The organism is Bradyrhizobium sp. USDA 3650, assembly GCF_054057395.1.
The window spans coordinates 5,963,755-5,988,301 of record NZ_JBSRZG010000001.1 but is presented as its reverse complement, the minus strand read 5'-3'; the positions used below and the strand labels follow the sequence as shown (position 1 = coordinate 5,988,301).

The following is a 24,547-nucleotide window of genomic DNA, read 5'->3' as shown; positions in this document are numbered from 1 at the left end:
CAGGGCGCATCGATGCGGCGATTGGATCGATGCGCCCATTAAGCATCTTCCTCTCGCCCGACACCCCCACGACCTATGTCTGACAACAAGCCGCTAGATCGGACTACCGCCATGCGCTAGTGTTTTATACGACCGGTTAAAAACACCGGCCGTTTGAGGGAGAAAAACGTGAAATCCAAGGTTATTGGCGCAGTATCACTGGCGGTCGCTGCGGCCGGGCTGTTTGCAGCCGCTGCACCCGCATTTGCGCAGCAGAAGACGATTACGGTCTGGTGGGGCAAGGGCTTCTACCGCTCCGAAGACGACGCGCTGCTCGACACGATCAAGAAGTTCGAAGCCAAGACCGGCATCAAGGTCGAATTGTCGCAGTACGCGATCCAGGACATGATTCCGAAGACGGTGGCCGCACTCGATTCAGGCACCGTGCCCGATGTTGCCTATTCCGACACCTACGACGTGCAGGTGCAGGGCAAGTGGGCCTACGAAGGCAAGCTCGAGGACCTCTCCGAGATCATGGAGCCGATCAAGGATCGGTTCGTGCAGAACACGCTGGATGCGTCGATCCTCTACAACGACGTCACCAAGAAGAAGGCCTATTACGGCTTCCCGCTGAAGCAGCAGAGCATGCATGTCGAGATCTGGAACGACATGCTGGAGAAGGCCGGCTTCAAGCTCGCCGACATCCCGACGGACTGGGCGGGCTACTGGACGTTCTGGTGCGACAAGGTGCAGCCGGGAATCCGCAAGGCCACGGGCCAGCGCATCTATGGCGTCGGCCAGCCGATGGGCGTCGAATCCACCGACGCCTTCCAGTCGTTCTACACCTTCATGGACGCCTACCACGTCAAACTGGTCGACGACGACGGCAAGCTCACGGTCGACGATCCCAAGGTGCGCGAGAACCTGATCAGCGCGCTGAAGGACTACACCGACACCTATATCAAGGGCTGCACGCCGCCGTCCTCCACGACCTGGAAGGATCCGGACAACAACGTCGCCTTCCACAACAAGACCATCGTGATGACCCACAACTTCACGATCTCGATCGCGGCGAAATGGTTCGAGGACTCCCAGAACCAGGCGCTCACGCAGGAGCAGCGCGACGCCGGCAAGAAAGCCTATGGCGAGGACATCATCACCGCGTCCTTCCCGAAGGCTCCGGACGGTTCGACGATCCGCTACCGCTCGGACGTCAAGACCGGGCTGGTCTTCTCCGTGGCCAAGAACAAGGCCGAGGCCAAGCAGTTCATCGCCTTCCTGCTCCAGGAAGAGAACGTCCGCCCCTATATCGAGGGTGCGCTCGGCCGCTGGTTCCCGGTGACGAAGGAAAGCCAAGAGAGCCCGTTCTGGCAGGCCGACCGGCATCGCAAGGCGGTCTACGCGCAGTTCAAGGGCGGCACCGCCCCGTTCGACTTCACCAAGAACTGGAAGTTCACCATCCTGAACAACGAGAACGTCTGGGCCAAGGCGATGAACCGCGTGGTCAGCGAGAAGGTGCCGGTGGACAAGGCGGTCGACGAGCTGATCGCCCGCATCAAGGCGGTCGCGGGCTGATCCCGGACTGCAATAAGGTATATGCTAATACCGGTCGCGGCTCTCCGCGACCGGTTGCTTTCGGTGGGTATGCGATATGGCGATCACACTTTCCAGCTCAGACACAATTCCAGCCCCTCCCCTGTCGGCGCGCCTGACCACGCAGCAGGTCTGGGGCATCTTGCTGCTTGTGCCCTATCTACTCGTCTTCCTGGCCTTCGTCCTCTATCCCGTCGGCTACGGCCTGTGGCTGGCGCGCGATCCGGCGAACTATGTCGCGCTGTACAACGACCCGATCTTCGCGCGCGCCGCGGTCAACACGCTGATCTTCCTGGTCATCGGCATCAACGTGAAGATGCTGATCGCGCTGTTCCTGTCCGGCTTCTTCGCCCAGCAGCGCCCCTGGATCAAATGGCTGTCGGTGATCTTCATCCTGCCCTGGGCGGTGCCGTCGATCCCGACCATCCTGTCGGTCCGCTTCATGCTCAATCCCGAATGGGGCATGGTCAACCATTTCATCTTCTCCCTCACCGGCGATGACGGCCCGAACTGGCTGAACGATCCGACGGTCGCGCTGACCATGGCGATCGCCGTGCATATCTGGAAGTCGCTGCCGTTCTGGACGCTGATCCTGCTGACCGGGCGGCTCGCGATCCCGCAGGATCTGTACGAGGCGTCCGAGGTCGACGGCGCCAGTCCGTGGCAGAAATTCCGCTTCATCACCTGGCCGTCGATGCAGATGCTCTACGTCACCTGCACACTGCTCTCGATGATCTGGACGCTCGGCGACTTCAACAGCGTCTATCTGCTTACCGGCGGCGGGCCGGCCGACCTCACGCATGTGCTGTCGACGCTCGGCATCCGCTATCTCCGGCTCGACCAGCTCTCGCTCGCGATGGCCTCCATCGTCTGCGCGATACCGTTCGTGCTGCCGCTGATGTACTTCATGATGAAACGGTTGTCGCGATGAAGCTTCCCACCCTCCGCGAAGTTGGTACCGAAGCCAAGCTCCTGCTGATCGGCATCCCGGTCTTCATCTGGACCATGATTCCGATCTACCACATGTTCCTGTTCGCGATCTCGCCGAAGGAGGACGCGTTCTCGGGCAAGCTGTGGCCGGATCATCCGACGCTGCACAACTTCCACATCGTGTTCTACCAGGAGCACTATTTCCTGCGCGACTTCTGGATCCAGTTCTGGAACTCGACTGTGATCGCACTGGCCGCCGGCGCGCTGACCTTGTTCATCGCGACCGCCGCCGCATTCTCGATCTCGCGGCTTAAGGTGCCGGGCGGCCGCTGGGTGATGAATCTCGCGCTGTTCACCTACTTCATCCCGGCGGCGTTCCTCGCCGTGCCGATGTATCGCACCATGGGCAATTACGGCCTGCTCAACAATCACTGGTCGCTGATCCTGGCCATGGTGACGATCGCCTCGCCTTACGCGATCTGGGTGCTGAAGCAGGCGTCCGACAAGCTGCCGGTCGAGCTCGACGAGGCCGCCGTGATGGACGGCGCGACCACGCTGCAGCTGTTCCGCCTGGTCTATGTGCCGCTGATGATGCCCTCGCTGGTCGCGATCGGTACCTATGCCGTGCTGCTGGCCTGGAACGAATATCTCTACGCGTTCCTGCTCTTGTCCAAGGACACCGACATCACGCTGCCGGTCGCGCTCGGCAACTTCCTGGCCGCCGACGACTCGCCGTGGGAGCTGTTGATGACCACCGGCTTCATCTACGCGCTGCCGCCGGCCGCGGTCTATTACGCCTTCAAGCGCTACATGGTGGGCGGGCTCACGGCGGGTGCGGTGAAATCCTGACGCAGCAGGACGGATCGGCTCGCCACAAGCACGGCGCTCGAGCAGGTGAGCGGACAATTGCAAGTTGTCCGCGCCTGCTCTAACTTGCGGCCCGCAAAGCCAGCGGGCTCATCATGCGCAGCAACGATGCACTCCATCTCGGCCTGATGCTCGGGGCGCTCGCCGCGTCCTATCTGGTGCCGTTCGAGCTGTTGCTGCTGGCTTATGTCGTGCTCGGCCCGGCGCACTATTTCACCGAGATCTCGTGGCTGCACGATCGCAGCTACTATCTGCCCCACCGCGGGATTGCCGCTGTCCTGGCGATTGTCGCGGTGGTCGCGGCCCTGATCGACAACGCATCCTGGTTCGGCTCCGCAATGTGGGGCGCGCTGGTCGTCTGCGCCATGCTGGCGGCCACCACATCGGCAATCGAAAGCATGCTGCTGTTCATGGCGGCCATCGCGCTGTCCGCGATCATGTATTCGAGCGGGTCGTCACTCGCGGTCATCGGCATCCTGATTCCGACCCTGATCCACGTCTGCCTGTTCACGCTGATCTTCATGGTGCTCGGTGCCTACCGGTCCGGTAGCCGCGTGCAGGCCGCGCTCGTGGCCGTCTACCTCGTCGCGATCGCCACGATTCTGCTGCTGCCGCCGACCGCCGAAATCCGGATCGCGAGCTTTGCCCGCGTCGGACAGGACTACTTCGGCAATGTCGGCCCGGCCCTCGGCCGGCTGTTCGGCGTGCCCGGTCTCGTCCTCGACGTCAGGCTGACCAGCCTGCTCGCCTTCGTTTACACCTATCACTATCTCAACTGGTTCATCAAAGCCGACGTGATCCGCTGGACCGCTGTGCCGAAGGCGCGGCTGGCGGCGATGGCCGGGGCCAGCGCCGTCTCGACCGCACTGTACTTCTACGATTACGCCTTCGGCTTCACCTTCCTGCTGGCGCTAAGCCTGATCCACATCCTGCTCGAATTTCCGCTCGACAGCCTTGCGCTGCGGCAGCTTGGATCCGCCGTTCACGGCGCGGTGCGCACGCGATACGCGGAGCCCGCCGCGGCCTCCGCGACACGATCGCGTTCTACAGTCACCAAGGCTGTGAAACGCGCATCCCGGTCACATTGATCATCCCACCGCGCTCTTGCGGCGATACGCGATCAGAAGCGCGATCGTCGAACCGATGAAATAGCCGGCGGTCGCGCCCGAAATGGCGCGGCCGACGATGACGGCCAGCGCACGATCGCCGGCATCGATCGCCGAGATCACGCCAACTGTATACTGCGAGGCGAAGACAATCAGGTTGCGGACCAGACCAATTGGACTGCCCGGCCGGATGATCTGCCCGGTCGCGTGATCCAGTTCGAAAGGGCGCGGCGTCAGCACGCCTAGCGGCAGCAGCGCGAGTGCGGCCAGAAACCATGCGACCAGCGGCCACGCGTTGTCCTGATGCCCGAAGCCGATCCGGGAGATCCCCCAGACGATGAACACGACTGGTACGATCAGCGCTCGCCAGATCGGCGTCGTGCGCGGCTGCATCGCCTGCACACCTTGCCAGATGAGATAGGCAAGCAGTGCGAAAACCCAGACCGGCGTATGCACCAGGACTTGATAGGCGAAAATCATCACCGCCTCCTCTCTCAAAGCGGCGCCGCGCTCTCGCCCTGCGAGCTCGACAGTTTCGAGGCGAGCGAGGCGATCACGATGACGACCGCGATCAAGGCGATCACCAGCGTGCAGATCGCGTTGATCTCGGGCTTCACTCCGAGCCGCACCTCCGAATAGATCCGGATCGGCAGCGTCGCCGAGCCCGGGCCGGTGGTGAAGCTCGCGATCACGAGATCGTCCAGCGACAACGTGAAGGCGAGCATCCAGCCCGCGACGATCGCGGGCGCGATCAGCGGCAGCGTGACGGCCACGAACGCGCGTACGGGATCGCAGCCGAGATCCATCGCGGCCTCTTCCAATGAGCGGTCGAGCGAGCCGATGCGAGACTGCACGACGACGGCGACGAAGCACATCGTGAGCGTGGTATGGGCGATCGTCACCGTCCAGAAGCCGCGCTCGGCATTCAGCGCCACGAACAGCAACAATAGCGACAATCCGGTAATCACCTCCGGCATCACCAGCGGCGCATAGAGCATGCCGGAGAACAGGGTGCGGCCGCGGAACCGCTCGCCGCGCGACAGCGCCAATGCGGCGAGCGTGCCGATCAGGGTCGCAATGGTCGCGGAGGAGACCGCAACGCGCAGGCTCATCCAGGCCGCCTCGATCATGGCACGGTCATTGAAGAACTCGTGATACCAGCGCAGCGACCAACCGCCCCACACCGTCACCAACCGCGACGCATTGAAGGAATAGAGGACGAGGATCAGGATCGGCAGATAGAGGAAGGCAAGACCCAGCGCGAGCGAGGCGACGTTGAAGCGTGACAGGCGGGAGACTTTGCGCATCGCCTCACCGCCCCTGTTCCAGCTGCCGCTTCTGCAGCCGTTCGTACAGTAGCAGCGGGACCAGCAGCACCACCAGCAGCACGATGGCCGCGGCGGAGGCGACCGGCCAGTCCTTGTTGGTGAAGAATTCGAGCCACAGCGTCTGGCCGATCATCAGCGAATTGGAGCCGGCCAACAGATCCGGAATGACGAACTCGCCGACGATGGGAATGAAGCACAGCAGCACGCCGGCGCCGACGCCGGGCAGCGACAGCGGGAACGTGACGAGCCAGAACACTTGCCAGCGCGGCGCGCCGAGATCGGAGGCGGCCTCCTCCAGCACCGGCTCCATTTTGGCCAGCGTGGCGTAGAGCGGCAGGATCATGAACGGCAGGTAGGAATAGACGATGCCGATATACATCGCGCTGTCGGTGGAGAGCCACACCACCGGCTGGCTGACCAGATGCAGCGCCAGCAGGATCTGGTTGAGCAGGCCGTCATGCTGGAGGATGTTAATCCAGGCATAGATCCGGATCAGGAACGAGGTCCAGAACGGCACGATCACCAGCACCATCGCCACGGCCTGCCAGCGCGCCGGCAGCCGCGCCATGCCATAGGCGATGGGATAACCGATCAGGAGCAACAGCGCGGTCGCAGTAACGGCGACGGTGAGGCTACGCACATAGGCGAACAGGTAGATATCGTCGGAGACGAGCAGCCTGAAATTGTCGATCGACAGCGCGGCAAAGGCGGCCTTCAGCGCCCCCCATCCCGCCATCAGGTCGAACACCGGCTCGTAAGGCGGCTGCGCGATCGCGGTCTGCGACAGGCTGATCTTCAGCACGAAGCCGAACGGCACCAGGAAGAACAGCACCATCCAGACATAGGGCGCGATCGCGGCAAGGCGAGCCGGTCGCGCAAAGATGCGGCGCGCGCTCATGACGGCAGCACCACGCAGTCGTCGGGCGTGAACCAGGCAACGACAGGCTGGTTCAGGCTGTAGGCGTCGACGTCAAGGCGCGCGCTGTTGGCGACCGAAGCCTGCAGCATCCCGCCGGCGTCGAGCTTCACCTTGTAGGTGGTGGTGCCGCCGAGATAGCAGATGTCGGCGATCACGCCGTCCAGCTGGTTGATTGCCGTTTCATGACCGGCTTCCCTCACCGGACCACGGCGCGAGAGCTTGACCTTTTCGGGGCGGATCGCAACCGACGATCTGACCTCGCCGAACGGCTCGCGCGGCTCCGCCACCACCAGCGGTCCCGCATCGCGCGTGCCGATGACCAGACGATGACCGTCGCGCAATTTGGACTCGGCGTCGAACAGGTTGATGTCGCCGACAAACTCCGCGATCCAGCGCGAGCGTGGCGCCTCGTAGAGCTCGCGCGGGCTAGCGACCTGCGCGAGCTTGCCCTCCCTCATCACGCCGATCCGGCTCGCCATCGTCATCGCCTCTTCCTGATCGTGGGTGACGATGATGAAGGTCATGCCGAGTCGACGCTGAAGCTCCATCAGCTCGCCCTGGGTACTCCCGCGCAGCTTCTTGTCCAGCGCTGCGAGCGGCTCATCGAGCAGAAGGAGCTGCGGCCGCCGCGCCAGCGCACGCGCCAACGCCACGCGCTGGCGCTGCCCCCCGGAGAGCTGGTCGGGCTTGCGGTTCTCGAGCCCTTCGAGCTTCACCAGCGCGACCATCTCCGCCACACGCGTGGCAATGTCGGCGCGTGCCATGCCGGCGCGCTTCAGGCCGAAGGCGATGTTGTCGCGCACCGACAGGTGCGGAAACAGCGCGTAGTTCTGGAACATCATGTTGATCGGCCGCTCATGCGGCAGCGCCTGCGCGATGTCCTTGCCGCCGAGCAGGATGCGCCCTTGATCCGGCGCTTCGAAACCGGCGAGCATGCGCAGAAGCGTGGTCTTGCCGCAGCCGCTGGGCCCGAGCAGCGCAAAAAACTCGCCGGCCTTGATGTCGAGCGACACGCCGTCGACGGCCCGGAACGTCCCGAACGTCTTGGCGACGCCCTCGATGCGCAGCAGCGGCTCGCCGGCCGCGAACTGCGTCTCTGCGACCGCAGCCGCAGCCGCGTCTGTTCTGGGCAACTCGTCAGTCATGGTCCCTGCCAACCCAATCCCGCCGCACGCTAGCGGCCGATCGTCCCTCACTCAACCGGTTAGAGGCCGTTCGTTCACATCGGATTCGCCATGAACGCAGCCAGCGCATCGCATTCCTGCGCTGACATCGTCAGGCCGAGCTTGGAGCGGCGCCACAGGATGTCCTCGGGAAAACGCGCCCATTCGTGGGTCATGAGATAACGCACCTCGGCGCCCGTCAACTCGGGACCGAAGGCGGGGCCGAGATCGTCGCGGGTCTTCGCCCCGGCAAGCACAGCCGGCAGCCGCGAGCCATAGGCCGCGACGAGGCGTTGGGCTTGCGGCTCGGACAGAAAGCGCCAGCGGTCACGCGCAAGATCGACCTCGGTATCGAAACGATCCCAGGCGAAGTCCCCGCCCGGCAGCGCCGCGCCTGCGGTCCAGAGCGGCGACATCGGATAGAACGGCGTCAACTTCGTCACCGCGCGCTCCGCGCGGAGGCGCGAGGTGGTGACGTCGCCGCCGAACATCGTGATCAGCGGCGCCTTGCGCCGCCGCGCGTGGAACAGCGTGGTGCCGTCACGCCGGCGCGCGGACGCAAGCGTCAGGTTGACGCCGGAGACCGCGCGCACCACGTCGGTCGGGGCGACGCGCTCGCGGAAATAGCGACTGGCCGCTTCACAGAGATAGCCGACGTCGGCCCCCCGCATCGCGACGATCGCGGGATCGCCGGTGAAATCGTGCGTGATTGTGCCGATCAGCGTAAACTCGCGATCGAGGGGACTCGCGAAGATCAGCCGGCCATCGCTGTTCTGGAAGACGTAGACGTTATCGGAATCGAACAGCCGCGGGACGATGATCTGGCTCATCTGCATCGCCGCCATGGCGGGTTGCGGCTGCCGCAGCACGGTCTCGGCAACCATCGACGTCCATCCGCCGGTGGCGTTGGCCAGTGCCCGGGCCGTGATCGCGTGGCGATGGCCGCGGTCGACCACCGCGAGCCGCCATGTGTCGGTTCGATCGGCACGCACACAGCGCGCTCCAGTCCGAATCACGGCGCCGCGCTCGGCCGCATCCAGTGCCGTGAGCACCACCAGTCGGGAATCGTCGACGACGCAATCCGAATATTCGAAGGCCGTGCCGAATGGTCGTTTCAGCGCGTTGCCGACCGGATGATGCGTGATGTCGAGGGTCGCCGTTGCTGGCAGGCCGTTCCGGCTGGTGAGGCTGTCGTAGAGGAGCAGGCCGATGCGAAGCAGCCATGGTGGCCGCTCGTCGGAATGCGCCGGGATCACGAAGCGCATCGGCCGAACCAGATGCGGCGCAATCCGGAGCCAGGTCCGGCGCTCGGCGAGCGCCCGGCGCACCCGTCGGAAGCCGCGCCGTTCCAGCACCGAGAGATCGCCGTGGATCAGCCGCGGTGTTGCCGAGGACGCCGCGCCGCCCAGATCGCCCTGCTCCAACAGGATGACCCGCAGGCCGCGGCCGGCGGCATCGCGCGCGAGGCTGACACCGTTCAGGCCGCCGCCGATGATCGCAAGGTCGTAATCCGCCATGAAGCCGTCGAATGGGAGCGAAAGAAGCGCCCACCATCACTAGAGCCATTTCCGTTCCGATGAAATCGGAACGGGGCTCTAGATTCTAATTTGGCGCGTTTTCTTGACGCGAACCGGCATCCACTTCGCTCGAAAACGCACTAACCGGTCTTGAGCGCAAGCTCCATGACTTCGGCGCGGCCGACGAGGCCGGCATATTTCCCAATCGGCAGGGGTTTGCCGAGCAGATAGCCCTGCACGCCGTCGCAACCTTCTTCGGCGAGGAAGACGAGTTGTTCCAGCGTCTCGACGCCCTCGGCGACGATCGACATTTCCAGGCCATGGCCGAGATCGATCACCGCGCGCACGATCGCCGCGGATTGCGGGTTGCGGCCGAGATTGATGATGAAGGCGCGGTCAATCTTGATCTTGTCGAACGGAAACGCCTGGAGATAGCTCAGCGAGGAATAACCGCTGCCGAAATCGTCCATGGAGATGCGCACGCCGAGCGCCTTGAGCCGGCGCAGCAGCGCAAGACCGCGATCGAAGTCCTCGATCAGCACGCCCTCGGTGATCTCAAGCTCGAGTCGGCCGGGTGCGAGACCCGTCTCGAGCAGGATGGAATGGACGAGCCCGACCACGTCGCCGTGCATGAACTGCGCCGGCGACAGGTTGACCGCGACCTGAAGCGGCGTCGGCCAGGAGGCGGCCTCGCGGCAGGCCTCGCGCAGGATCCACTCGCCCATCTCGACGATCAGGCCGCTTTCCTCCGCGATCGGGATGAATTCGGCCGGGGAGACCTGGCCGCGCACCGGGTGCTGCCAGCGCGCCAGCGCCTCAAAGCCGATGATCTCGCTCTCGGCGACGCTGCGGCCCGCAGTCCCCTGCGGCTGGAAGGCGAGCGAGAGCTCGCCATTCTTGATTGCCATCGAGAGGTCCTGGTGCAGCACGCGGCGATCGCGGATCTGCTGGTCCATCTCCGGCTGGAACAGGCTGATCGTGCCGCGCGATTTCTGCTTGGCGCGGAACAGCGCCGCGCCGGCATTGGCGAGCAGCGAGGCTGCGTCGGCGCCGTTGTGCGGGAAGATCGACATGCCGGTGGTGACACCGGCGCGGACCGGGCGGCCGTCGATCTGGAATTCCTTAGCGATGGCATCACCGATCTGCTGCGCCAGGGCGAGACCTGCCTCCGGCTGCTTGCCGTCGATGATCAGGCCGAACTCATCGCCGGACAGGCGCGCCACCACGCCGCCGCGCGCGGAATCCTGGAGCCGCTGGGCCACCTCGACCAGGAGCTTGTCGCCGTGCGCATGGCCGAAGACGTCATTGACCTCCTTGAGGCCGTCGAGATCGACGCACAGAACCGCGAACTCCTCGCCGGTGCCCTCGCAGGCCTCGATCATCTGGGTCAACGCCTGCAGGAAAGCGGCACGGTTCGGTAAATCGGTGAGGCCGTCGTGGTAGGCCATATGCGCCATGCGCGACTCGGTCTGCCGGCGATCGGTGACGTCCTCGTGGGTCTTGATCAGATATTGCGGCTCGCCGGTGTCGCTCAGCACGGTGGCGCGGCGGGTGAGGAACAGCCGCAGCCCGTCCTTGGTGGAGATCGGGTGCTCTTCGGTGATCATCCCACGCTTCTTGATCGCGGCTTCGTCGCGCGCGATGATCAGCTTGGCTTCCTTGGGATTGAAGATGTCGGACGCGGTCAGGCCCGTGGCTTCCTCGCGCCTGCGGTTGAGGATCGTCTCCGCGCTGCGGTTGGCGAGCAGGTAGCGGCCGTCCTTGACCTGCTCGACGATCAGGGCCACCGGGATGTTGTCGACCACGAGCTCCAGGAACTTCTTCGTGCTCTCCAGCTCCTTCGACAACGAGCGGCGGTCTGTGATGTCCTCGAACACGAGCATCAGGAATTCGGGCTTGTTGCTCTCGTTGCGGACCACGATCCGGATCGAGGCAACCATGCGTCGCTCACCGGCGCGGTCGACCTCGAATTCGTTGCGAAACTGGCCGTCCGGCGAATTGAGTGCCGTGCGGTCGGTCGCCTCGATGCTGGCCGCCGAGATCGGCGCAAACAGCTCGCGCGCGTTCTTGCCGACGACATGGTCGCGTGAGAAGCCCCAGAAGCGCTCATAGGCGCTGTTGGCGAAGATGTAGCGGCCATCCTCGATGTTCTTCGCGGCCACGCAGGCCGGCACGTTGTCCAGCACCGTTTCCAGGAACTGCTTGGTGGAGGCGAGCTGCCGCGACAGCCTGCGCTGCTCGCTGACGTCCAGATGCGTCGTCACCGAGCCGCCGTTGGGCAGCACGAAATATTTCACCAGGATGGCCCGCCCGTCCGGCAGTTCGGTGATCAAGCCGTTGGTGCTTGCCGCCTTCTCGTAGAACTCGTCGTTGGAGGCGGCGCCGAGCACCCCGCGCTTGCGTCGCAGCTCAAGGAGTTCGTAGCCGTTCATGTTGGCCCAGAGATCCGACCGCGCCAGGCCATAAATCTCGATATAGCGGTCGTTGCAGAAGATGATGCGCCGCTGCGCATCCGTCATCACCACGCCCTGGTTGAGATTGTTCATCGCGGAGGAGACGAAGGCATTGCGCCGCAGCTGCAGACGCCTGGTCCGGCGCAGCGAGGAATGGATCCACAGCGCGATCGCGACGAGGAACGAGCAAATCACGACGCCCGCGATCAGGGCTTCCCAGATCACGTTGGGATCAAGCTCGCCGAGATAGCTCGGAGGGGTGAAGCTGTCCGAGAGAGCAAAGGCGCGCGCAGGCGCGACCGCTGCAGCCAGGCACACGACCGCCTGCACCGCAATCGGAAGCGCGCTGCCCGCGTGCCAGTTCTTCTCAGCCATCAGCCACCCGCGATTTCAACGTCGGATTGTCTGGCCTGGCGGGTTTGGATCGGGTAAACGCCTGTACGCGCAACGGAAAAATGTGGCATCAAATACGGCAATTGCCCTGACATGATAAATTCTTCCTTAACGGAAAACGCCCCCGCGCCGCCGTTCCCAGGCGCGAGGCCTTGGTCGCTTCGAGCTGACGTCCTGCACAACCATGGATAGGGTCGACTGCGTCGTCATCGGAGCCGGCGTGATCGGGCTCGCGGTGGCTCGAAAGCTGGCGCAAGCCGGGCGCGAGGTGATCGTGCTCGAGCAAGCCGAGGCCATCGGCACCATCACCTCCTCGCGCAACAGCGAGGTGATCCATGCCGGCATCTACTACCGCGCCGGAAGCTGGATGGCGCGCATGTGCGTCGACGGCAAGCACGCGCTCTACCGTTACTGTTCCGAGCGCGGCATCCCGCACAGGAATTGCGGCAAGCTGATCGTCGCGACCAATCCGAAAGAGACCGAGAAGCTGCAATCGATCAAGGCGCATGCCGAGGCCAATGGCGTGCTCGACATGCAGTTGCTAACGGGCGATGCGGCACGTGCGCTGGAGCCGGCGCTCGCCTGCGACGCCGCGCTGCTCTCGCCGTCGACCGGCATCATCGACAGCCACGCCTACATGCTCTCGCTGCGCGGCGAAGCCGAGGACGCGGGCGCTGCCTTCGCGTTTCACACCCCGCTGATCCGTGCCAAGGCGACCGCCGGCGTGATCGAGATTGAGGCGGGCGGCGAAGCGCCGATGACGCTGCAATGCAGCCTCCTCGTCAACGCCGCCGGGCTCTCGGCGACCACGGTGGCGCGCAACATCGAGGGCATGCCGCTGGAACAGATCCCGACGGCCTACCTCGCCAAGGGAAACTACTTCAGCTGCAATGCCAGGGCACCGTTCTCGCGCCTGATCTATCCGGTGCCCGAGCCCGGTGGGCTAGGGGTGCATCTGACGCTGGACATGGCAGGACAGGCACGTTTCGGCCCCGACGTCGAGTGGATCGAGACGATCGACTATGAGGTCGACCCGTCACGCGCCGAGCGCTTCTACCCGGCCATCCGCAAATACTGGCCGACGCTGCCTGACGGTGCGCTCATGCCGAGCTATTCGGGCATCCGCCCGAAGATCGTGCCGCCGGCGGTGGCCACGCAGGATTTCTTGATGCAGGGCCCGCGCGATCACGGCGTCGACGGCCTGATCAATCTGTTCGGCATCGAGTCGCCCGGACTGACGTCATCGCTCGCGATCGCGGATCACGTCGCGGAGCTCGCAAACATCTAGTGGTTTAGAGCGAATTGGATTCCGGTTGCGCGTAAAGAACCGCGTCCAGACAAGAAGCTAGAGCCGCGCAATCCTTGCACGGTGCGCACCTTACAGCAGGGATGAGCGCAAAGGCTCTCATCCCTGCTTGAAGGGTGCGATCAACTCTACGCTGTTACGGGGGTTACTAGTGGAGCGTGTCGCCGTGCCTTAGACGCTCGATCTGGTCCTTGACCATCAACTTCCGGCGCTTCAACTCAACAATTTGCAGGTCGTCTGTTGAAAGGTGCACGAGAGCTTCGTGCAATTCGTTTTCGAGAGTTTTATGCTTCCGTTCCAATTCAACCAGATGTGCCTGAATTGTCATTCGAAACCTCCTCGGTAGGGGTGAACCTTGGATTCGACCGGACGACGAAGTGTACATCACCGATTCGTTCTGTCGATGGGTATCCGTCGTCGCACTGTCATTTTTGAAAATTCATATGTAACGAAGCGTGAGTAAGGGAACCACGCGGGAAAAATCTGTGATATCAATGCGCTTGCGCAACGTCGGAGCGACCGCAGAAATATCCCGCGGGAGATCGACGCGGGACAGCCCGAGATCGCTTGCGATCACGGCGCGCAAGGACGATAGTTTCCACAGGGCATCCACAGCCTTAATCTCACGCCTATCGGTTTTTCGGCCACCGCAGACATGACCAATGAAGATGCGCGCGAACTCGAATCCGAGCTCGCCCGGTTGCACCAGGAACACCGAGATCTTGATGCGGCGATCGATGCACTGCATCAATCGCCCGCCCCCGACCTGTTGCGGTTACAGCGGTTGAAGAAACGCAAGCTGTTGTTGCGTGACCGTATCGCGTTCATCGAAGACCAGATCACGCCCGACATCATCGCCTGATCCACAGGAGGACAGCTCACGGCGACCCGCCGCCTGTGAATCCGCTTGACTCGAAAGGAACAAAATAAGAACATTTGAGCACCACCGCCCCCGGGAAAACCGTCCAAGGAAAACGCAGATGTCGGCAGCCGCCCTTCTCGACAACGGCCATTATGAACAAGCCTGCGATCAGGCGATCGCGATGTGCGACGGCAATCTGCGCAGCACCATCAAGGCGCTGATCATGGCCAATGAATATCTGGAGGCCGAGCTGGAGGAATTGCAGGCGGCGGTTTCCGCAGGTTGCATTCCGGAGACCTCGCGCAGCAAGAGCAGCGCCGCCTGACTGTCAGCTATCGGAGCCGACCATGTCCGATGTCACCTATTACGTTGCATTACCTTTCCTGACCGACGAGGACGGCTCGCCGGTCGCAGGTGCGGCCGAGGAATGCCAGAGCGCGGCGGCCGCGTTACGGCGCGCCGAGATCATGTCGCACGGCGCCGGCCACACCGGCGCCGTCGCGTTCAGCCGCAGCGGCGATCCCATGACCGGCGAATTCGGCGACGCCAAACTGCTCCGCAGCTTCGGCAACGTACCGAAAGACCTCGGCACACTTTAACTAGCTGCTGACGAGCCTGATGCGCGGCTCGTGCCGCCGGTGCGCCTTGCGCACATACATGGCGGCATCGGCCTCCTCCAGGGCCCGCGTGGCGTCGGACTGCACTCCAAGCAGGGCGACGCCGGCGGAAGCGCCCGCGCTCACGTGCTGGCCACGAAAGACAAAGGACAATTCGTCGACGGCCTGCTCGAAAGCCGCGGCCTTCGCCTTGGCGTCGGTCTCGCTGAGATTCCAGAGCAGCAGCGCGAACTCGTCGCCGCCAAGCCGGCCCACCACGTCCGAGGCGCGGATCTGCCGCGTCAGCGTGGTGGCAATCGCCTTCAGCACCTCGTCGCCGGCGCCATGGCCGAAGGAATCGTTGATCGGCTTCAGCCGATCGACGTCGAGCACGATCAGCGCGCCGCTGGCGCGGTAGCGCTTCATGTAGGCGACGGCGCGAGCGAGTTCGCGTTCGAAGCCGCGCCGGTTCGGAATTTCGAGCAGGAAGTCGGTGTCGGCGGCTGCCTCGAGCTCCGCGACCCGCCGCAGCGCCCCCTTGAGCTTGCTCCGGAGGTCACGGATGGTCGCGTTGACGGCCGGCTTCATAGCCCCTTTGGCGCCGCCAGCGGCCGACGCTCGGCGCCGCGCCGGAAGCTTGGCTGGACTCTTGGCCGGACTCTTGCCCCGACTCTTGGCCAGACGCTTGGGAGCAACTTTGGAGCGACCGGCGCTGGTTTTCGGGCCCTTTTTGGCCTTCGCAGCGCTCGCCCTTTTTGGTTTCTTCATGGGCATCCTGCTCAATGAAGGCTTGCGGGGATTCACCAAGACAGGATAGTGCATTCCCTTCTCCTTGCCACCGCGTTGCGAGCAACCGGCCGGAACCGCTAATCTGGCCTATCTTCCTGTTTTTCGAGCACAATTGACGTCATGACCGCGCCAATCGCCATCATCATGGGAAGCCAGTCGGACTGGGACACGATGCGGCATACCGCCGACACGCTTGCAGCGCTCGGCGTTGTCGCCGACACTCGCATCGTTTCGGCACACCGCACCCCCGACCGGCTGTTTGCGTTCGCCAAGGGCGCCAAGGGGGCCGGTTACAAGGTCATCATCGCCGGCGCGGGCGGCGCTGCGCACCTGCCCGGCATGGCGGCAGCGCTGACGGAACTGCCCGTGTTCGGCGTTCCCATCGAATCCAGGACGCTCAAGGGTATCGATTCGCTCTATTCGATCGTCCAGATGCCCGCGGGCATCCCGGTCGGCACCCTCGCCATCGGCAAGGCCGGCGCCGTCAATGCGGCGCTGCTGGCGGCCGCCGTGCTGGCCTTGTCCGACCCGGTCTTGTCCGACCGCCTCACCGCCTGGCGCAAGGCGCAGACCGAGGCCGTGGCCGAACGCCCGGAGGACAAGGCGTGACTGACGCAAAGCAGGTGAAGCTGAAGCCCGGCGACACCATTGGCATCCTCGGCGGCGGACAATTAGGGCGGATGCTGGCTATGGCGGCGGCACGGCTCGGCCTGCGCTGCCAGGTGTTCTCGCCCGATCCGGATTCACCGGCCTTCGACGTCGTCCTGAATGCGACCTGCGCCGAATATGCCGATGTCGAAGCACTCGAGCTGTTCGCCAACGACGTCGACGTCATCACCTACGAATTCGAGAACGTGCCGTCCGCGGCCGCGATGGTGCTGGATGCGCGCCGTCCCGTGCTGCCCAACCGCAAGATCCTCGAGACCACCCAGGACCGGCTCGCCGAGAAGGATTTCGTGACGCGACTGGGCATCGGCACCGCAGCCTATGCCGACGTCACCTCGGTCCCGTCGTTGCGCGGAGCTATCGCCAGGATCGGCCTTCCGGCGGTGCTGAAGACCCGCCGCTTCGGCTATGACGGCAAGGGTCAGGCCATCATCCGCGAGGGCGACGACGTCGCGAAAGTGTGGACCAGTCTCGCCACCAAATCGGCCATCCTGGAAGCCTTCGTGCCGTACGAACGTGAGATTTCCGTGATCGCTGCCCGCTCCGCGACAGGCCAGGTCGAGTGTTTCGACGTCACCGAAAACGAGCACCGCGACCACATCCTGAAGATCTCCCGAGCGCCCGCCCGGATCCCGGACGTGCTCGCCGAGGAAGCGCGCAGCATTGCCGGCAAGATCGCGGGCGCGCTCGATTATGTCGGCGTGCTTGCCGTCGAGATGTTCGTGCTCGCCAACGGCACCGGACCCAAGGTGCTGGTCAACGAGATCGCTCCGCGCGTGCACAATTCCGGACACTGGACGCTCGACGGTGCATCCGTCTCGCAGTTCGAGCAGCACATCCGCGCCATTGCCGGCTGGCCCCTCGGCAAGCCCGTGCGCCACGGCGAGGTCGTCACCATGACCAATCTGATCGGCGACGAGATCAACGACTATGACAAGTGGCTGAGCGTGCCGGGCGCGACCGTGCACATCTACGGCAAGGGCGCGCCGCGCCCCGGCCGCAAGATGGGGCATGTCACCGAAGTGCGACCCACGACCGGCGATTGACGGGACCGCGGCGCATGCCGCGATCCCGCTTTGCGATTACGCCGTCTTTGCGCCAGCGACGACGCCGGTGGGTTCGTCGCTGAGCCAGCGATAGATCACCCCACCCAGCGCGCCGCCGATCAGCGGCGCGACCCAGAACAGCCAGAGCTGCGACAGCGCCCAGCCGCCGACGAACAATGCAGGCCCGGTGCTGCGCGCCGGGTTCACCGAGGTGTTGGTGACGGGGATGCTGACGAGATGGATCATCACCAGCGCGAGTCCGATCGCCAGCGGCGCAAAACCCGCGGGCGCACGGCCGTGGGTGGCGCCCATGATGATGAACAGGAACATCATGGTCATCACCACCTCCGTAAGGAAGCACACGATCATGCTGTACTGGCCGGGAGAATGGGCGTCGTAGCCGTTGGACGCGAATCCTTTGCTGACGTCGAAGCCGGGAGCTCCGCTTGCGATGACGTAGAGAAGCCACGCGGCCACGATCGCGCCGGCGACCTGTGCGATCACATAAGGCAGGATCTGTCCGGCCGGAAAACGTCCGCCGGCGGCAAGACCGACGGTGACGGCCGGATTGAGATGGCAGCCTGAGATGTGGCCGATCGCGTAGGCCATGGTGACCACGCTCAGCCCGAACGCGAGGGAGACACCGACCAGGCCGATGCCAACCTGCGGAAAGCCCGCCGCGATCACCGCGCTCCCGCAACCTGCGAATGTGAGCCAAAAGGTGCCGATAGCCTCGGCCGCGTATTTCTTCATATCCATGTGTGTGGTCCCCTGCTTTCAAAGATTCCGGACCAAAGCTCCGGAAACGGCCCCACCCTTGGCGTCAAATCTCCCAAATCAGGGCCGCACAGAGGTATTTCGCCTCATTTAATGGCTGAACTTGGCCCGAAACCCCGCTTGGCCGGTGGACATCCCAAGTTTTGTCTGATACATCCGCGCCCTCAAGGTTAAGGGCTTGTGCGTTTCGCCATCCCCTTTGACTTACCAGAATTCAAATCCGATCCACTGAAGAGGATGCCGCGTGCAGGTTCTCGTTCGCGATAACAATGTCGATCAAGCCCTCAAGGCGCTGAAGAAGAAGATGCAGCGCGAGGGTATTTTCCGCGAGATGAAGCTCCGCGGTCACTACGAAAAGCCCTCCGAGAAGAAGGCCCGCGAAAAGGCCGAAGCCGTGCGTCGCGCACGCAAGCTGGCCCGCAAGAAGCTGCAGCGCGAAGGCCTGCTGCCGATGAAGCCGAAGCCGGTGTTCGGCGCCGGCCCCGGCGGTGATCGTGGCGGTCGCGGTGGCCCCGGTGCTGGTGCAGGTGCAAGTGCTGGTCCGCGCGGACCGCGCTGATTTACCGAATTTGAGAGACTTCAGTTTTCGATAACGCGGGCCCCTGGCCCGCGTTATTGTTTTGTGAACGGTGCCTTCCTGGGATGGGCACTACCGATGCGGCACCAGCGCGAGCGAACCGTAGATGGCCTCCCCTTTCCCCAAGCGCGGCTTGGCGCGGTTACGGCAGATCTTGCTGCAGCCGTTTGCGCTGGCCTTGATGGGGATTTCGCTGTGCGGCTGCTCCTTCGACCTGGGATCGCTGACGCCGGAGAAGGAGAAGCCGCAGGAGGCACCCAAGGCAGCTGCGACCGCCGAAAACGTGGTCAGCGCCGGCAATGTCAGTGAGGCCCAGGCCCATACGGCAAAGGCCCAGGCCCTGGCAAAGTCCGGCGAGACGGCGGCCGCGCTCGATGAATTCAATCACGCGGCCGGACTCGATCCCTACAATGCGCAGGCGCTCTATGGCCGCGCCCTGATCTACCAGGGCAAGAACCAGCACGATTTCGCGATCACCGATTTCAGCGCCGCGAGCGGCCTAAACCCGCAGAAGGTCGAGCCGCTGCTCGGCCGCGCCATCAGCTATCTCGCCCTCGGCAAGGTCAAGGAGGCCGCGGCCGACCTGGATGAGGCTTCCGAGGCCGATCCCCACAATGCCCAGGTCTGGACCATACGCGGGCAAGCCTATGAACGGCTGGGCGACAGGACCAAGGCGGCGGCGTCCTACACCAAGGCGGTCTCGCTTCGTCCACGCGACGATGTCGCCTGCAGCGGCCTCGCCCGCGTCGGCGGCTGACGATTCTGGCGCAGCGCAGACGCCGTCTTAATCCGGGGTGACGCTCTTCGGCAGAACGGAATGGAACATGGACTTGACGCCCGACAGCATGTCGTCGGCGACATTGGTCTTCGGCCGCGGCATGGACGCGCCGGCATCGGCGCGCAGATCGAGCGGAGGCGCGATCATCGGGACCGGAATATCAGCCGGGGGCGTCAGCCGATTCGGGTTCTCGTTGCCGACCGAGGCGGTATAGGGCGGGCTCGCCTGCGACGAGCCGCCATTGCCATAGGCCTCGGCTGCGGGTGTCGAGACCGTGATCGGCGGCGGCAACGGACGCACCGATGACGTATCCACGGGAATGACACGCGGGGCCTCCGGGGTGCGGGCGGCTTCACGCACCGCAGGCTCCTGAGTCTTCTCGGGCGACTTGGTCTCGGAAGACTTGTTGTCGGAAGGCTTTGAGTCGGAAGCCTTTGCATCGGAAGCTTTGGCCTCAGCCGCTTTGCTCTCAGGCGACTTGCGCAGGCGCTCGATCGCGGCGCGCACGAGATCGTTGGCGTCGGGGGTTGCGGCCGGCGCGGCAGCAGCCGGCGCCGAATTGGCCTCCACCACCGGGGTGGCGGGAGCGGGTGCACTGACGGCCGGGGTGGACTTGGCGACTGCCTTCTCGCGCGCGGACGGCTTGCCGCGCGGCGCGGCCTCGGCCGGTGCCACGTCCGCCGTCGAGGTCTTCGACTCCGCGGCGGGCTGATCGGCAGCCTTCTCGGTAGCCGGCTTGTCCGTCACCTTCTTCTCGGAAATGCCCTTGGCCTTGACGCCGGGCGCGGGGAGGTTGGCCACATCGGCGGGCTTGCCGTTCTTGCCAGCCTCGGCCGGCGCCGTCACGGCCGCGGGTGCATCCGCCGCCGGCTTGGCGTTGATGTAATGATTAACGATGTACGCCCCGATGATCGTTGCGAGCACCGAGGGGAAGATGTCCATCGAGATTTTAGCGATGTATTTCAGCATTCCGGCCACTCCCCGCGCGATCTGATGCGGGAACTTTGAGGCATAGTGAGGGATCAACTGCGACAGATCAATGGCAAAGGGGTACGCCGGAATTACGGCTTCAGCTCGACCTCAAGGAACACGATCTCGGTTGCGGTTTCGTTAAGCACGTCGTGCTGGACGCCGGCCTTGCGAAAATAGGATTTCCCAGCCGCAAGCTGTGCTTTGGACCGCTCGCCACTGGGTGCCACGATGGTCATTTCCCCTGCGACCACGGGAACAATGACGTAGTCCATGCCGTGGGTGTGATGCCCGGTGGCGCTGTTTGGCGCGAGCCGCCACTCGGTCACCCGAACCTGCTCATTGTCGACCTGAACCTCGGACTTGGCGGCAAGCATCGGAACTCTCCTGGGGGCATATCCGGAAAACCGGTTCAGGGCACGAAAACCATGAACACGTAGACGGCAAATACCACCATATGGACCAGCCCGAACAGGACATTGGTCCTGCCTGTACCGAAGGTCAGCATGCTCAAAAAGAAGGTCAGGAGCAAAAGCACGATGCCCTGCTCGCTCAGGCCGAGCGTGAGCTCCTTGTCGAGTGCATAGGTGGCGACACCGACGGCCGGGATGGTCAGCCCGATGGTAGCCAGCGAGGAGCCCAAAGCGAGGTTGATACTCTTCTGGAGGTCGTTCTTGCGGGCCGCCGAGACGGCCGCGACGCCTTCCGGCAGCAGGATCAGGAGCGCCACCAGAAGTCCGGCAAAGGCAGGCGGCGCACCAATTTTGGCCCCGACGGCGTCGACGACCAGCGAGAATTTCTTGGATAGCAGCACGACCGCCAGCAACGCGATCAGCAGCAGCACGATGCTGAGCACCATAGTCCGGCCCGACAGATGCGCCTCGCCGCTGCCGCCGCCCGCCCGGTCGTGAACGAAGTAATCCTTGTGCAGTACGGTCTGGGTGTAGAGAAACACCCCGTACAGCGCGAGCGTGACAACGTCGACGAAGCCGAGTTGAACCGCCGAATAGACCGGGCCCGGCGTGGTCGTGGTGTAGTTCGGCATGATCAGGGTGATGGTCGCGAGCGCGAACAGCACGCTGAGATAAACGTTGGCGCCGGAGAGCTGAAAGCCCTGCTCGCGATAGCGCAGGCCGCCGATGAAGATGCAGAGCCCGACGAGGCCATTGCAGACGATCATGACCACGGCGAACACGGTGTCGCGCGCCAGTTCCGGGGCCGGCTTGTCGCCCAGCATGATCGTGGTGATCAGCGCCACCTCGATGATGGTCACCGCGAGCGTCAGCACTAGCGTGCCGTAGGGTTCGCCGACCCGCTCGGCGATCACTTCGGCATGATGGACCGCGGCAAACACCGTGCCGAACAGGATGACGAGGAGCACGAGGGCGAAGACGAGCCCGCCGAACGACAGCGTGAACACATAGCCCGTCGCGCTGACGGCCGCGAACAACAGCACGGCCAGCGCCGGAAAGATCCAGGCCGACCGAGGCATCGGATTATGCGCGCTCATCCATCGGCTCCAATTGCTTCGCGCAAATTCATCGCATCTTGGGCGAGCAGTAGCAAATCGGCTAGCGGATTCAATGCCAGCGCAGGATCGGAGCGAACGGCAGCAGCGTCAGCAGCACGAATAGCGGGATCAGCACCGCGCTGGCGCGCACGAAGTAACCGAAGAAGCTCGGCATCTCGATGCCGTTCTCGCGAGCGATGCTGCTCACCATGAAATTCGGCGCGTTACCGATATAGGTGAGCGCGCCCATGTAGACGGCGCCCATGGAGATGGAGGCGAGCGTACCCGAGAGCTCGTGCATCATCACCTGCGGGTCGCCACCGGCCAACTCGAAGAACAATAGATAGGTCGGCGCATTGTCGAGGAACGCCGACATCAGACCGGTAAACCAGAAATAGGCAACCTCGCGCGGCGTGCCGTCCGGCGTCGTCACGGCCGACAGCAGCCAGGCGAACGCGCCGTGATGGCCGGCATTGAGCATGGCGATGACCGGGATGATCGCGATAAAAATGCCGGCGAACAGCTTTGCGACTTCGCGGATCGGCTCCCAGGTGAAGCCGTTGGCCTGCCTGTGCTCGTCCGGCGTCAACCACACCGACAGGCCCGCTATGGCCAGCAGCGCCGCGTTGCGGGCGATATCTTCCAGCTCCAGCGTGGTCCCGAGAATGTCGAAGGCGATGCCGGGCTTCCACATCGCCGAGGCCAGCAGGCTCGCGACGATGGCTGCGATCAGCACCAGGTTGACGAGGCCGCGGATGCGGACCGGCTTCGCGGTGCCGGCAGCGCCGGGCAAGGGTTCGCTACGGAAGCGCCAGACGTCGATGACGACGAAGATCGCGAGCAGCAATCCGGCAACGATCGCCGTCTGCAGCCAGATGGTCCGCGTGGTCCAGAAGAAGTCGACGCCATGCAGAAAGCCGACGAACAGCGGGGGATCGCCGAGCGGGCTCAGCGCGCCGCCGACATTGGCGACCAGGATGATGAAGAAGATGACGACGTGGGCGTTGTAGCGCCGCGGCCGGTTGGCGCGGATCAGAGGGCGGATCAGGATCATGGCCGCCCCCGTGGTGCCGACGACGCTCGCCATCACCGTACCGAGCGCAAGGATGCCCGCATTCGCTGCCGGCGTTGCCTTGATGTCGCCCGTCACGAGAATGCCCCCGGCCACGACATAGAGCGAGAACAGCAGCACGATGAAGCCGAGATATTCGGCCAGCATGGCGTGAACGAGCGCCGCCAGCGTCGCCATGCTCCCGGCAAGGATGACGAGCGAGGCGAGTGCCAGCAGCGACCATGCCGCGGCGATCTTGCCGTAATGATGGTGCCAGAATCGTGCAAACAGCAGCGGGCCAAGCGCGATCGACAGCAGGAGGCCGGCAAACGGCAGCGCATAGGGCCAGCCCATCGCCGCGCCATCGAGCCCGGTCGCCGCCCATGCGTGCTGTGGCAACAAAATCACGAGGATCGCGGCAATGAACCCGCTCGCGCGCCGAAAGACAAGTCGTCTAGAAAGCAATGAAGCGCCTCGCCGTTTCAATCGCACCGAATGCATCGAGATTATCGTGTCCACCGCCTGGAAAGCGAACGAACTGCTTCGGTTCGTGCGCAAGCGCGAACAGACGCTCTCCGAACACGATCGAAATGGCAAGGTCATCGGTGCCATGCATCACCAATAGCGGCACAGTGACGCGCGGGATACGCTCGTCGGAATGAAATGGATCGCGCATCAGCAGGCGCACCGGAACGTACCAGAACGATGAAGCTGCAATGTCGGCCGTCGATGTATAGGGCGCCTCCAGGATGAGTTTTCCAACACGATGCTCCGAGGCGACCGCGACCGCCACGCCTGTCCCGAGCGAAAAGCCCCAGGCGACGATTCGTTCCGCCGCGTAGCGCGCGGTGGTGAAGGCGTAGGCTGCCGCGGCATCGCGCAGCAGGCCCTCCTCACTCGGCGCCCCGCTCGAGCCGGCATAGCCACGATAGGACAGCGCGACGAGGCCGGTGCCGTCCGCCGTCATGGCCTTGAAACGGCTGATGCGACCGGCGAGATAATCGCCATTGCCCGGAAAATACAGGATCACGGGACGACCGGGCTTGGCCGGCACGTGCCAGACGATGACTTTCTCGCCATCGGTGGTGGTCAGGACATGCTCTTCGGCCTCAGGGAGGCCTGCGGCGTCCGGCGTGGTGCGACCGACGGGCGGGATCGGAAACAGCATCTCGCGCTGCCTGACATACAGCACGACGAGACCGGCGCAATAGACGGTCACGAGCAGGATGGCGATCCACTTGACGATGGTCATGATGACGCGGCCCGGCCCCCGTTCTGGGCTTTGCGCCGGCTCCGCAGCAATTTCATGACCTCGCCCGTGGCGCGCCGGAACGTCACAGCAGCCGCACGCCGCCGCATGGCGGCGCGCTTG

General features: G+C 64.1%; 26 protein-coding genes. 12 read left to right on the top strand and 14 right to left on the bottom strand.

What is annotated here, in order from left to right; genetic code table 11:
• Positions 1-168 precede the first annotated feature (168 nt).
• The 4 genes from ACVIN2_RS28090 to ACVIN2_RS28075 all read left to right on the top strand — a co-directional run bounded on the left by ACVIN2_RS28090 (position 169) and on the right by ACVIN2_RS28075 (position 4,457).
• Positions 169-1,554, top strand: a complete 1,386-nt coding sequence (locus ACVIN2_RS28090) for an ABC transporter substrate-binding protein (protein ID WP_456768055.1) — start codon at positions 169-171, stop codon at positions 1,552-1,554.
• Between the two features lie 76 nt (positions 1,555-1,630).
• The gene (locus tag ACVIN2_RS28085; protein WP_456768054.1) at positions 1,631-2,503 is read left to right on the top strand and encodes a carbohydrate ABC transporter permease; all 873 of its coding nucleotides are present in this window, start codon (positions 1,631-1,633) and stop codon (positions 2,501-2,503) included.
• Complete coding sequence (locus tag ACVIN2_RS28080; RefSeq protein WP_106942006.1) at positions 2,500-3,351, top strand: carbohydrate ABC transporter permease; 852 nt, start codon at positions 2,500-2,502, stop codon at positions 3,349-3,351. Before ACVIN2_RS28085 ends, ACVIN2_RS28080 begins: the two co-directional genes overlap by 4 nt.
• Before the next feature lie 113 nt (positions 3,352-3,464).
• The gene (locus ACVIN2_RS28075) at positions 3,465-4,457 is read left to right on the top strand and encodes a hypothetical protein (RefSeq protein ID WP_456768053.1); all 993 of its coding nucleotides are present in this window, start codon (positions 3,465-3,467) and stop codon (positions 4,455-4,457) included.
• On the opposite strand, the gene ACVIN2_RS28070 is transcribed toward ACVIN2_RS28075, so the two are convergent.
• The 6 genes from ACVIN2_RS28070 to ACVIN2_RS28045 all read right to left on the bottom strand — a co-directional run bounded on the left by ACVIN2_RS28070 (position 4,458) and on the right by ACVIN2_RS28045 (position 12,230).
• Positions 4,458-4,955: a DUF6622 family protein gene (locus ACVIN2_RS28070; RefSeq protein ID WP_456768052.1), complete on the bottom strand. Its 498-nt coding sequence runs from the start codon at positions 4,953-4,955 to the stop codon at positions 4,458-4,460.
• A 14-nt stretch (positions 4,956-4,969) separates the two neighbouring features.
• A complete protein-coding gene (locus ACVIN2_RS28065) occupies positions 4,970-5,782 on the bottom strand; it encodes an ABC transporter permease (RefSeq protein ID WP_456768051.1) in 813 nt (270 codons plus the stop codon).
• 4 nt (positions 5,783-5,786) lie between these two features.
• Positions 5,787-6,701: an ABC transporter permease gene (locus ACVIN2_RS28060; protein WP_456768050.1), complete on the bottom strand. Its 915-nt coding sequence runs from the start codon at positions 6,699-6,701 to the stop codon at positions 5,787-5,789.
• On the bottom strand, positions 6,698-7,867 hold the full coding sequence (locus tag ACVIN2_RS28055) for an ABC transporter ATP-binding protein (RefSeq protein ID WP_456768049.1): 1,170 nt from the start codon (positions 7,865-7,867) through the stop codon (positions 6,698-6,700). The genes ACVIN2_RS28060 and ACVIN2_RS28055 overlap by 4 nt, the downstream gene beginning before the upstream one ends.
• A 74-nt stretch (positions 7,868-7,941) precedes the next feature.
• The gene (locus ACVIN2_RS28050) at positions 7,942-9,402 is read right to left on the bottom strand and encodes a glycerol-3-phosphate dehydrogenase (RefSeq protein WP_456768048.1); all 1,461 of its coding nucleotides are present in this window, start codon (positions 9,400-9,402) and stop codon (positions 7,942-7,944) included.
• A gap of 140 nt (positions 9,403-9,542) precedes the next feature.
• Positions 9,543-12,230: a sensor domain-containing protein gene (locus ACVIN2_RS28045; RefSeq protein ID WP_456768047.1), complete on the bottom strand. Its 2,688-nt coding sequence runs from the start codon at positions 12,228-12,230 to the stop codon at positions 9,543-9,545.
• Between the two features lie 202 nt (positions 12,231-12,432).
• Here ACVIN2_RS28045 and ACVIN2_RS28040 point away from each other — a divergent pair, with 202 nt between their 5' ends.
• Positions 12,433-13,536, top strand: a complete 1,104-nt coding sequence (locus ACVIN2_RS28040) for an NAD(P)/FAD-dependent oxidoreductase (protein WP_456768046.1) — start codon at positions 12,433-12,435, stop codon at positions 13,534-13,536.
• A gap of 166 nt (positions 13,537-13,702) precedes the next feature.
• Here ACVIN2_RS28040 and ACVIN2_RS28035 read toward each other — a convergent pair whose 3' ends face one another.
• Entirely contained in the window at positions 13,703-13,882 is a 180-nt protein-coding gene (locus ACVIN2_RS28035; protein ID WP_007596254.1) for a YdcH family protein, read from the bottom strand.
• Positions 13,883-14,209: 327 nt separating this feature from the next.
• Here ACVIN2_RS28035 and ACVIN2_RS28030 point away from each other — a divergent pair, with 327 nt between their 5' ends.
• The 3 genes from ACVIN2_RS28030 (at position 14,210) to ACVIN2_RS28020 (ending at position 15,015) form a co-directional block, all read left to right on the top strand.
• Positions 14,210-14,416, top strand: a complete 207-nt coding sequence (locus ACVIN2_RS28030) for a YdcH family protein (RefSeq protein WP_027519980.1) — start codon at positions 14,210-14,212, stop codon at positions 14,414-14,416.
• Positions 14,417-14,534: 118 nt separating this feature from the next.
• Complete coding sequence (locus ACVIN2_RS28025) at positions 14,535-14,741, top strand: hypothetical protein (protein ID WP_027519981.1); 207 nt, start codon at positions 14,535-14,537, stop codon at positions 14,739-14,741.
• Positions 14,742-14,763: 22 nt separating this feature from the next.
• Positions 14,764-15,015 carry a hypothetical protein gene (locus ACVIN2_RS28020; RefSeq protein ID WP_027570367.1) on the top strand — a complete coding sequence of 84 codons (252 nt, stop codon included), beginning with the start codon at positions 14,764-14,766 and terminating at the stop codon, positions 15,013-15,015.
• Here ACVIN2_RS28020 and ACVIN2_RS28015 read toward each other — a convergent pair whose 3' ends face one another.
• Complete coding sequence (locus ACVIN2_RS28015; RefSeq protein ID WP_456768045.1) at positions 15,016-15,780, bottom strand: GGDEF domain-containing protein; 765 nt, start codon at positions 15,778-15,780, stop codon at positions 15,016-15,018.
• A 141-nt stretch (positions 15,781-15,921) separates the two neighbouring features.
• Here ACVIN2_RS28015 and purE point away from each other — a divergent pair, with 141 nt between their 5' ends.
• Both purE and ACVIN2_RS28005 read left to right on the top strand, forming a co-directional pair.
• Positions 15,922-16,410, top strand: coding sequence for a 5-(carboxyamino)imidazole ribonucleotide mutase (purE, locus tag ACVIN2_RS28010; protein WP_456768044.1), 489 nt, complete (start codon positions 15,922-15,924; stop codon positions 16,408-16,410).
• Entirely contained in the window at positions 16,407-17,513 is a 1,107-nt protein-coding gene (locus ACVIN2_RS28005) for a 5-(carboxyamino)imidazole ribonucleotide synthase (protein ID WP_456768043.1), read from the top strand. The genes purE and ACVIN2_RS28005 overlap by 4 nt, the downstream gene beginning before the upstream one ends.
• Positions 17,514-17,549: 36 nt before the next feature.
• Here the strand turns inward: ACVIN2_RS28005 and aqpZ are convergent, their stop codons facing one another.
• The gene (gene aqpZ / locus ACVIN2_RS28000; protein WP_247401078.1) at positions 17,550-18,272 is read right to left on the bottom strand and encodes an aquaporin Z; all 723 of its coding nucleotides are present in this window, start codon (positions 18,270-18,272) and stop codon (positions 17,550-17,552) included.
• Positions 18,273-18,534: 262 nt separating this feature from the next.
• Here aqpZ and rpsU point away from each other — a divergent pair, with 262 nt between their 5' ends.
• Both rpsU and ACVIN2_RS27990 read left to right on the top strand, forming a co-directional pair.
• A complete protein-coding gene (rpsU, locus tag ACVIN2_RS27995) occupies positions 18,535-18,849 on the top strand; it encodes a 30S ribosomal protein S21 (protein ID WP_007614218.1) in 315 nt (104 codons plus the stop codon).
• A gap of 124 nt (positions 18,850-18,973) precedes the next feature.
• Positions 18,974-19,624, top strand: coding sequence for a tetratricopeptide repeat protein (locus ACVIN2_RS27990; protein ID WP_456768042.1), 651 nt, complete (start codon positions 18,974-18,976; stop codon positions 19,622-19,624).
• Between the two features lie 27 nt (positions 19,625-19,651).
• Here the strand turns inward: ACVIN2_RS27990 and ACVIN2_RS27985 are convergent, their stop codons facing one another.
• From ACVIN2_RS27985 to ACVIN2_RS27965, 5 genes are all read right to left on the bottom strand, one after another.
• Positions 19,652-20,614, bottom strand: coding sequence for a hypothetical protein (locus ACVIN2_RS27985; protein WP_456768041.1), 963 nt, complete (start codon positions 20,612-20,614; stop codon positions 19,652-19,654).
• 92 nt (positions 20,615-20,706) lie between these two features.
• Complete coding sequence (locus ACVIN2_RS27980; RefSeq protein ID WP_275169581.1) at positions 20,707-20,991, bottom strand: cupin domain-containing protein; 285 nt, start codon at positions 20,989-20,991, stop codon at positions 20,707-20,709.
• Between the two features lie 35 nt (positions 20,992-21,026).
• Positions 21,027-22,124, bottom strand: coding sequence for a calcium:proton antiporter (locus tag ACVIN2_RS27975; RefSeq protein ID WP_456768040.1), 1,098 nt, complete (start codon positions 22,122-22,124; stop codon positions 21,027-21,029).
• Between the two features lie 70 nt (positions 22,125-22,194).
• On the bottom strand, positions 22,195-23,676 hold the full coding sequence (locus tag ACVIN2_RS27970; RefSeq protein ID WP_456768039.1) for a sodium:proton antiporter: 1,482 nt from the start codon (positions 23,674-23,676) through the stop codon (positions 22,195-22,197).
• Positions 23,630-24,427: an alpha/beta hydrolase gene (locus tag ACVIN2_RS27965; protein WP_456768038.1), complete on the bottom strand. Its 798-nt coding sequence runs from the start codon at positions 24,425-24,427 to the stop codon at positions 23,630-23,632. Before ACVIN2_RS27965 ends, ACVIN2_RS27970 begins: the two co-directional genes overlap by 47 nt.
• Between the last annotated feature and the right edge of the window lie 120 nt (positions 24,428-24,547).

Coding starts and splice junctions, on each gene's coding strand:
- ACVIN2_RS28085 (WP_456768054.1), top strand. CDS start 1,631: ATGGCGATCACACTTTCCAGCTCAGACACAATTCCAGCCCCTCCCCTG.
- ACVIN2_RS28080 (WP_106942006.1), top strand. CDS start 2,500: ATGAAGCTTCCCACCCTCCGCGAAGTTGGTACCGAAGCCAAGCTCCTG.
- ACVIN2_RS28075 (WP_456768053.1), top strand. CDS start 3,465: ATGCGCAGCAACGATGCACTCCATCTCGGCCTGATGCTCGGGGCGCTC.
- ACVIN2_RS28070 (WP_456768052.1), bottom strand. CDS start 4,955: ATGATTTTCGCCTATCAAGTCCTGGTGCATACGCCGGTCTGGGTTTTC.
- ACVIN2_RS28065 (WP_456768051.1), bottom strand. CDS start 5,782: ATGCGCAAAGTCTCCCGCCTGTCACGCTTCAACGTCGCCTCGCTCGCG.
- ACVIN2_RS28060 (WP_456768050.1), bottom strand. CDS start 6,701: ATGAGCGCGCGCCGCATCTTTGCGCGACCGGCTCGCCTTGCCGCGATC.
- ACVIN2_RS28055 (WP_456768049.1), bottom strand. CDS start 7,867: ATGACTGACGAGTTGCCCAGAACAGACGCGGCTGCGGCTGCGGTCGCA.
- ACVIN2_RS28050 (WP_456768048.1), bottom strand. CDS start 9,402: ATGGCGGATTACGACCTTGCGATCATCGGCGGCGGCCTGAACGGTGTC.
- ACVIN2_RS28045 (WP_456768047.1), bottom strand. CDS start 12,230: ATGGCTGAGAAGAACTGGCACGCGGGCAGCGCGCTTCCGATTGCGGTG.
- ACVIN2_RS28040 (WP_456768046.1), top strand. CDS start 12,433: ATGGATAGGGTCGACTGCGTCGTCATCGGAGCCGGCGTGATCGGGCTC.
- ACVIN2_RS28035 (WP_007596254.1), bottom strand. CDS start 13,882: ATGACAATTCAGGCACATCTGGTTGAATTGGAACGGAAGCATAAAACT.
- ACVIN2_RS28030 (WP_027519980.1), top strand. CDS start 14,210: ATGACCAATGAAGATGCGCGCGAACTCGAATCCGAGCTCGCCCGGTTG.
- ACVIN2_RS28025 (WP_027519981.1), top strand. CDS start 14,535: ATGTCGGCAGCCGCCCTTCTCGACAACGGCCATTATGAACAAGCCTGC.
- ACVIN2_RS28020 (WP_027570367.1), top strand. CDS start 14,764: ATGTCCGATGTCACCTATTACGTTGCATTACCTTTCCTGACCGACGAG.
- ACVIN2_RS28015 (WP_456768045.1), bottom strand. CDS start 15,780: ATGAAGAAACCAAAAAGGGCGAGCGCTGCGAAGGCCAAAAAGGGCCCG.
- purE (WP_456768044.1), top strand. CDS start 15,922: ATGACCGCGCCAATCGCCATCATCATGGGAAGCCAGTCGGACTGGGAC.
- aqpZ (WP_247401078.1), bottom strand. CDS start 18,272: ATGGATATGAAGAAATACGCGGCCGAGGCTATCGGCACCTTTTGGCTC.
- ACVIN2_RS27990 (WP_456768042.1), top strand. CDS start 18,974: ATGGCCTCCCCTTTCCCCAAGCGCGGCTTGGCGCGGTTACGGCAGATC.
- ACVIN2_RS27985 (WP_456768041.1), bottom strand. CDS start 20,614: ATGCTGAAATACATCGCTAAAATCTCGATGGACATCTTCCCCTCGGTG.
- ACVIN2_RS27980 (WP_275169581.1), bottom strand. CDS start 20,991: ATGCTTGCCGCCAAGTCCGAGGTTCAGGTCGACAATGAGCAGGTTCGG.
- ACVIN2_RS27975 (WP_456768040.1), bottom strand. CDS start 22,124: ATGAGCGCGCATAATCCGATGCCTCGGTCGGCCTGGATCTTTCCGGCG.
- ACVIN2_RS27970 (WP_456768039.1), bottom strand. CDS start 23,676: ATGCATTCGGTGCGATTGAAACGGCGAGGCGCTTCATTGCTTTCTAGA.
- ACVIN2_RS27965 (WP_456768038.1), bottom strand. CDS start 24,427: ATGACCATCGTCAAGTGGATCGCCATCCTGCTCGTGACCGTCTATTGC.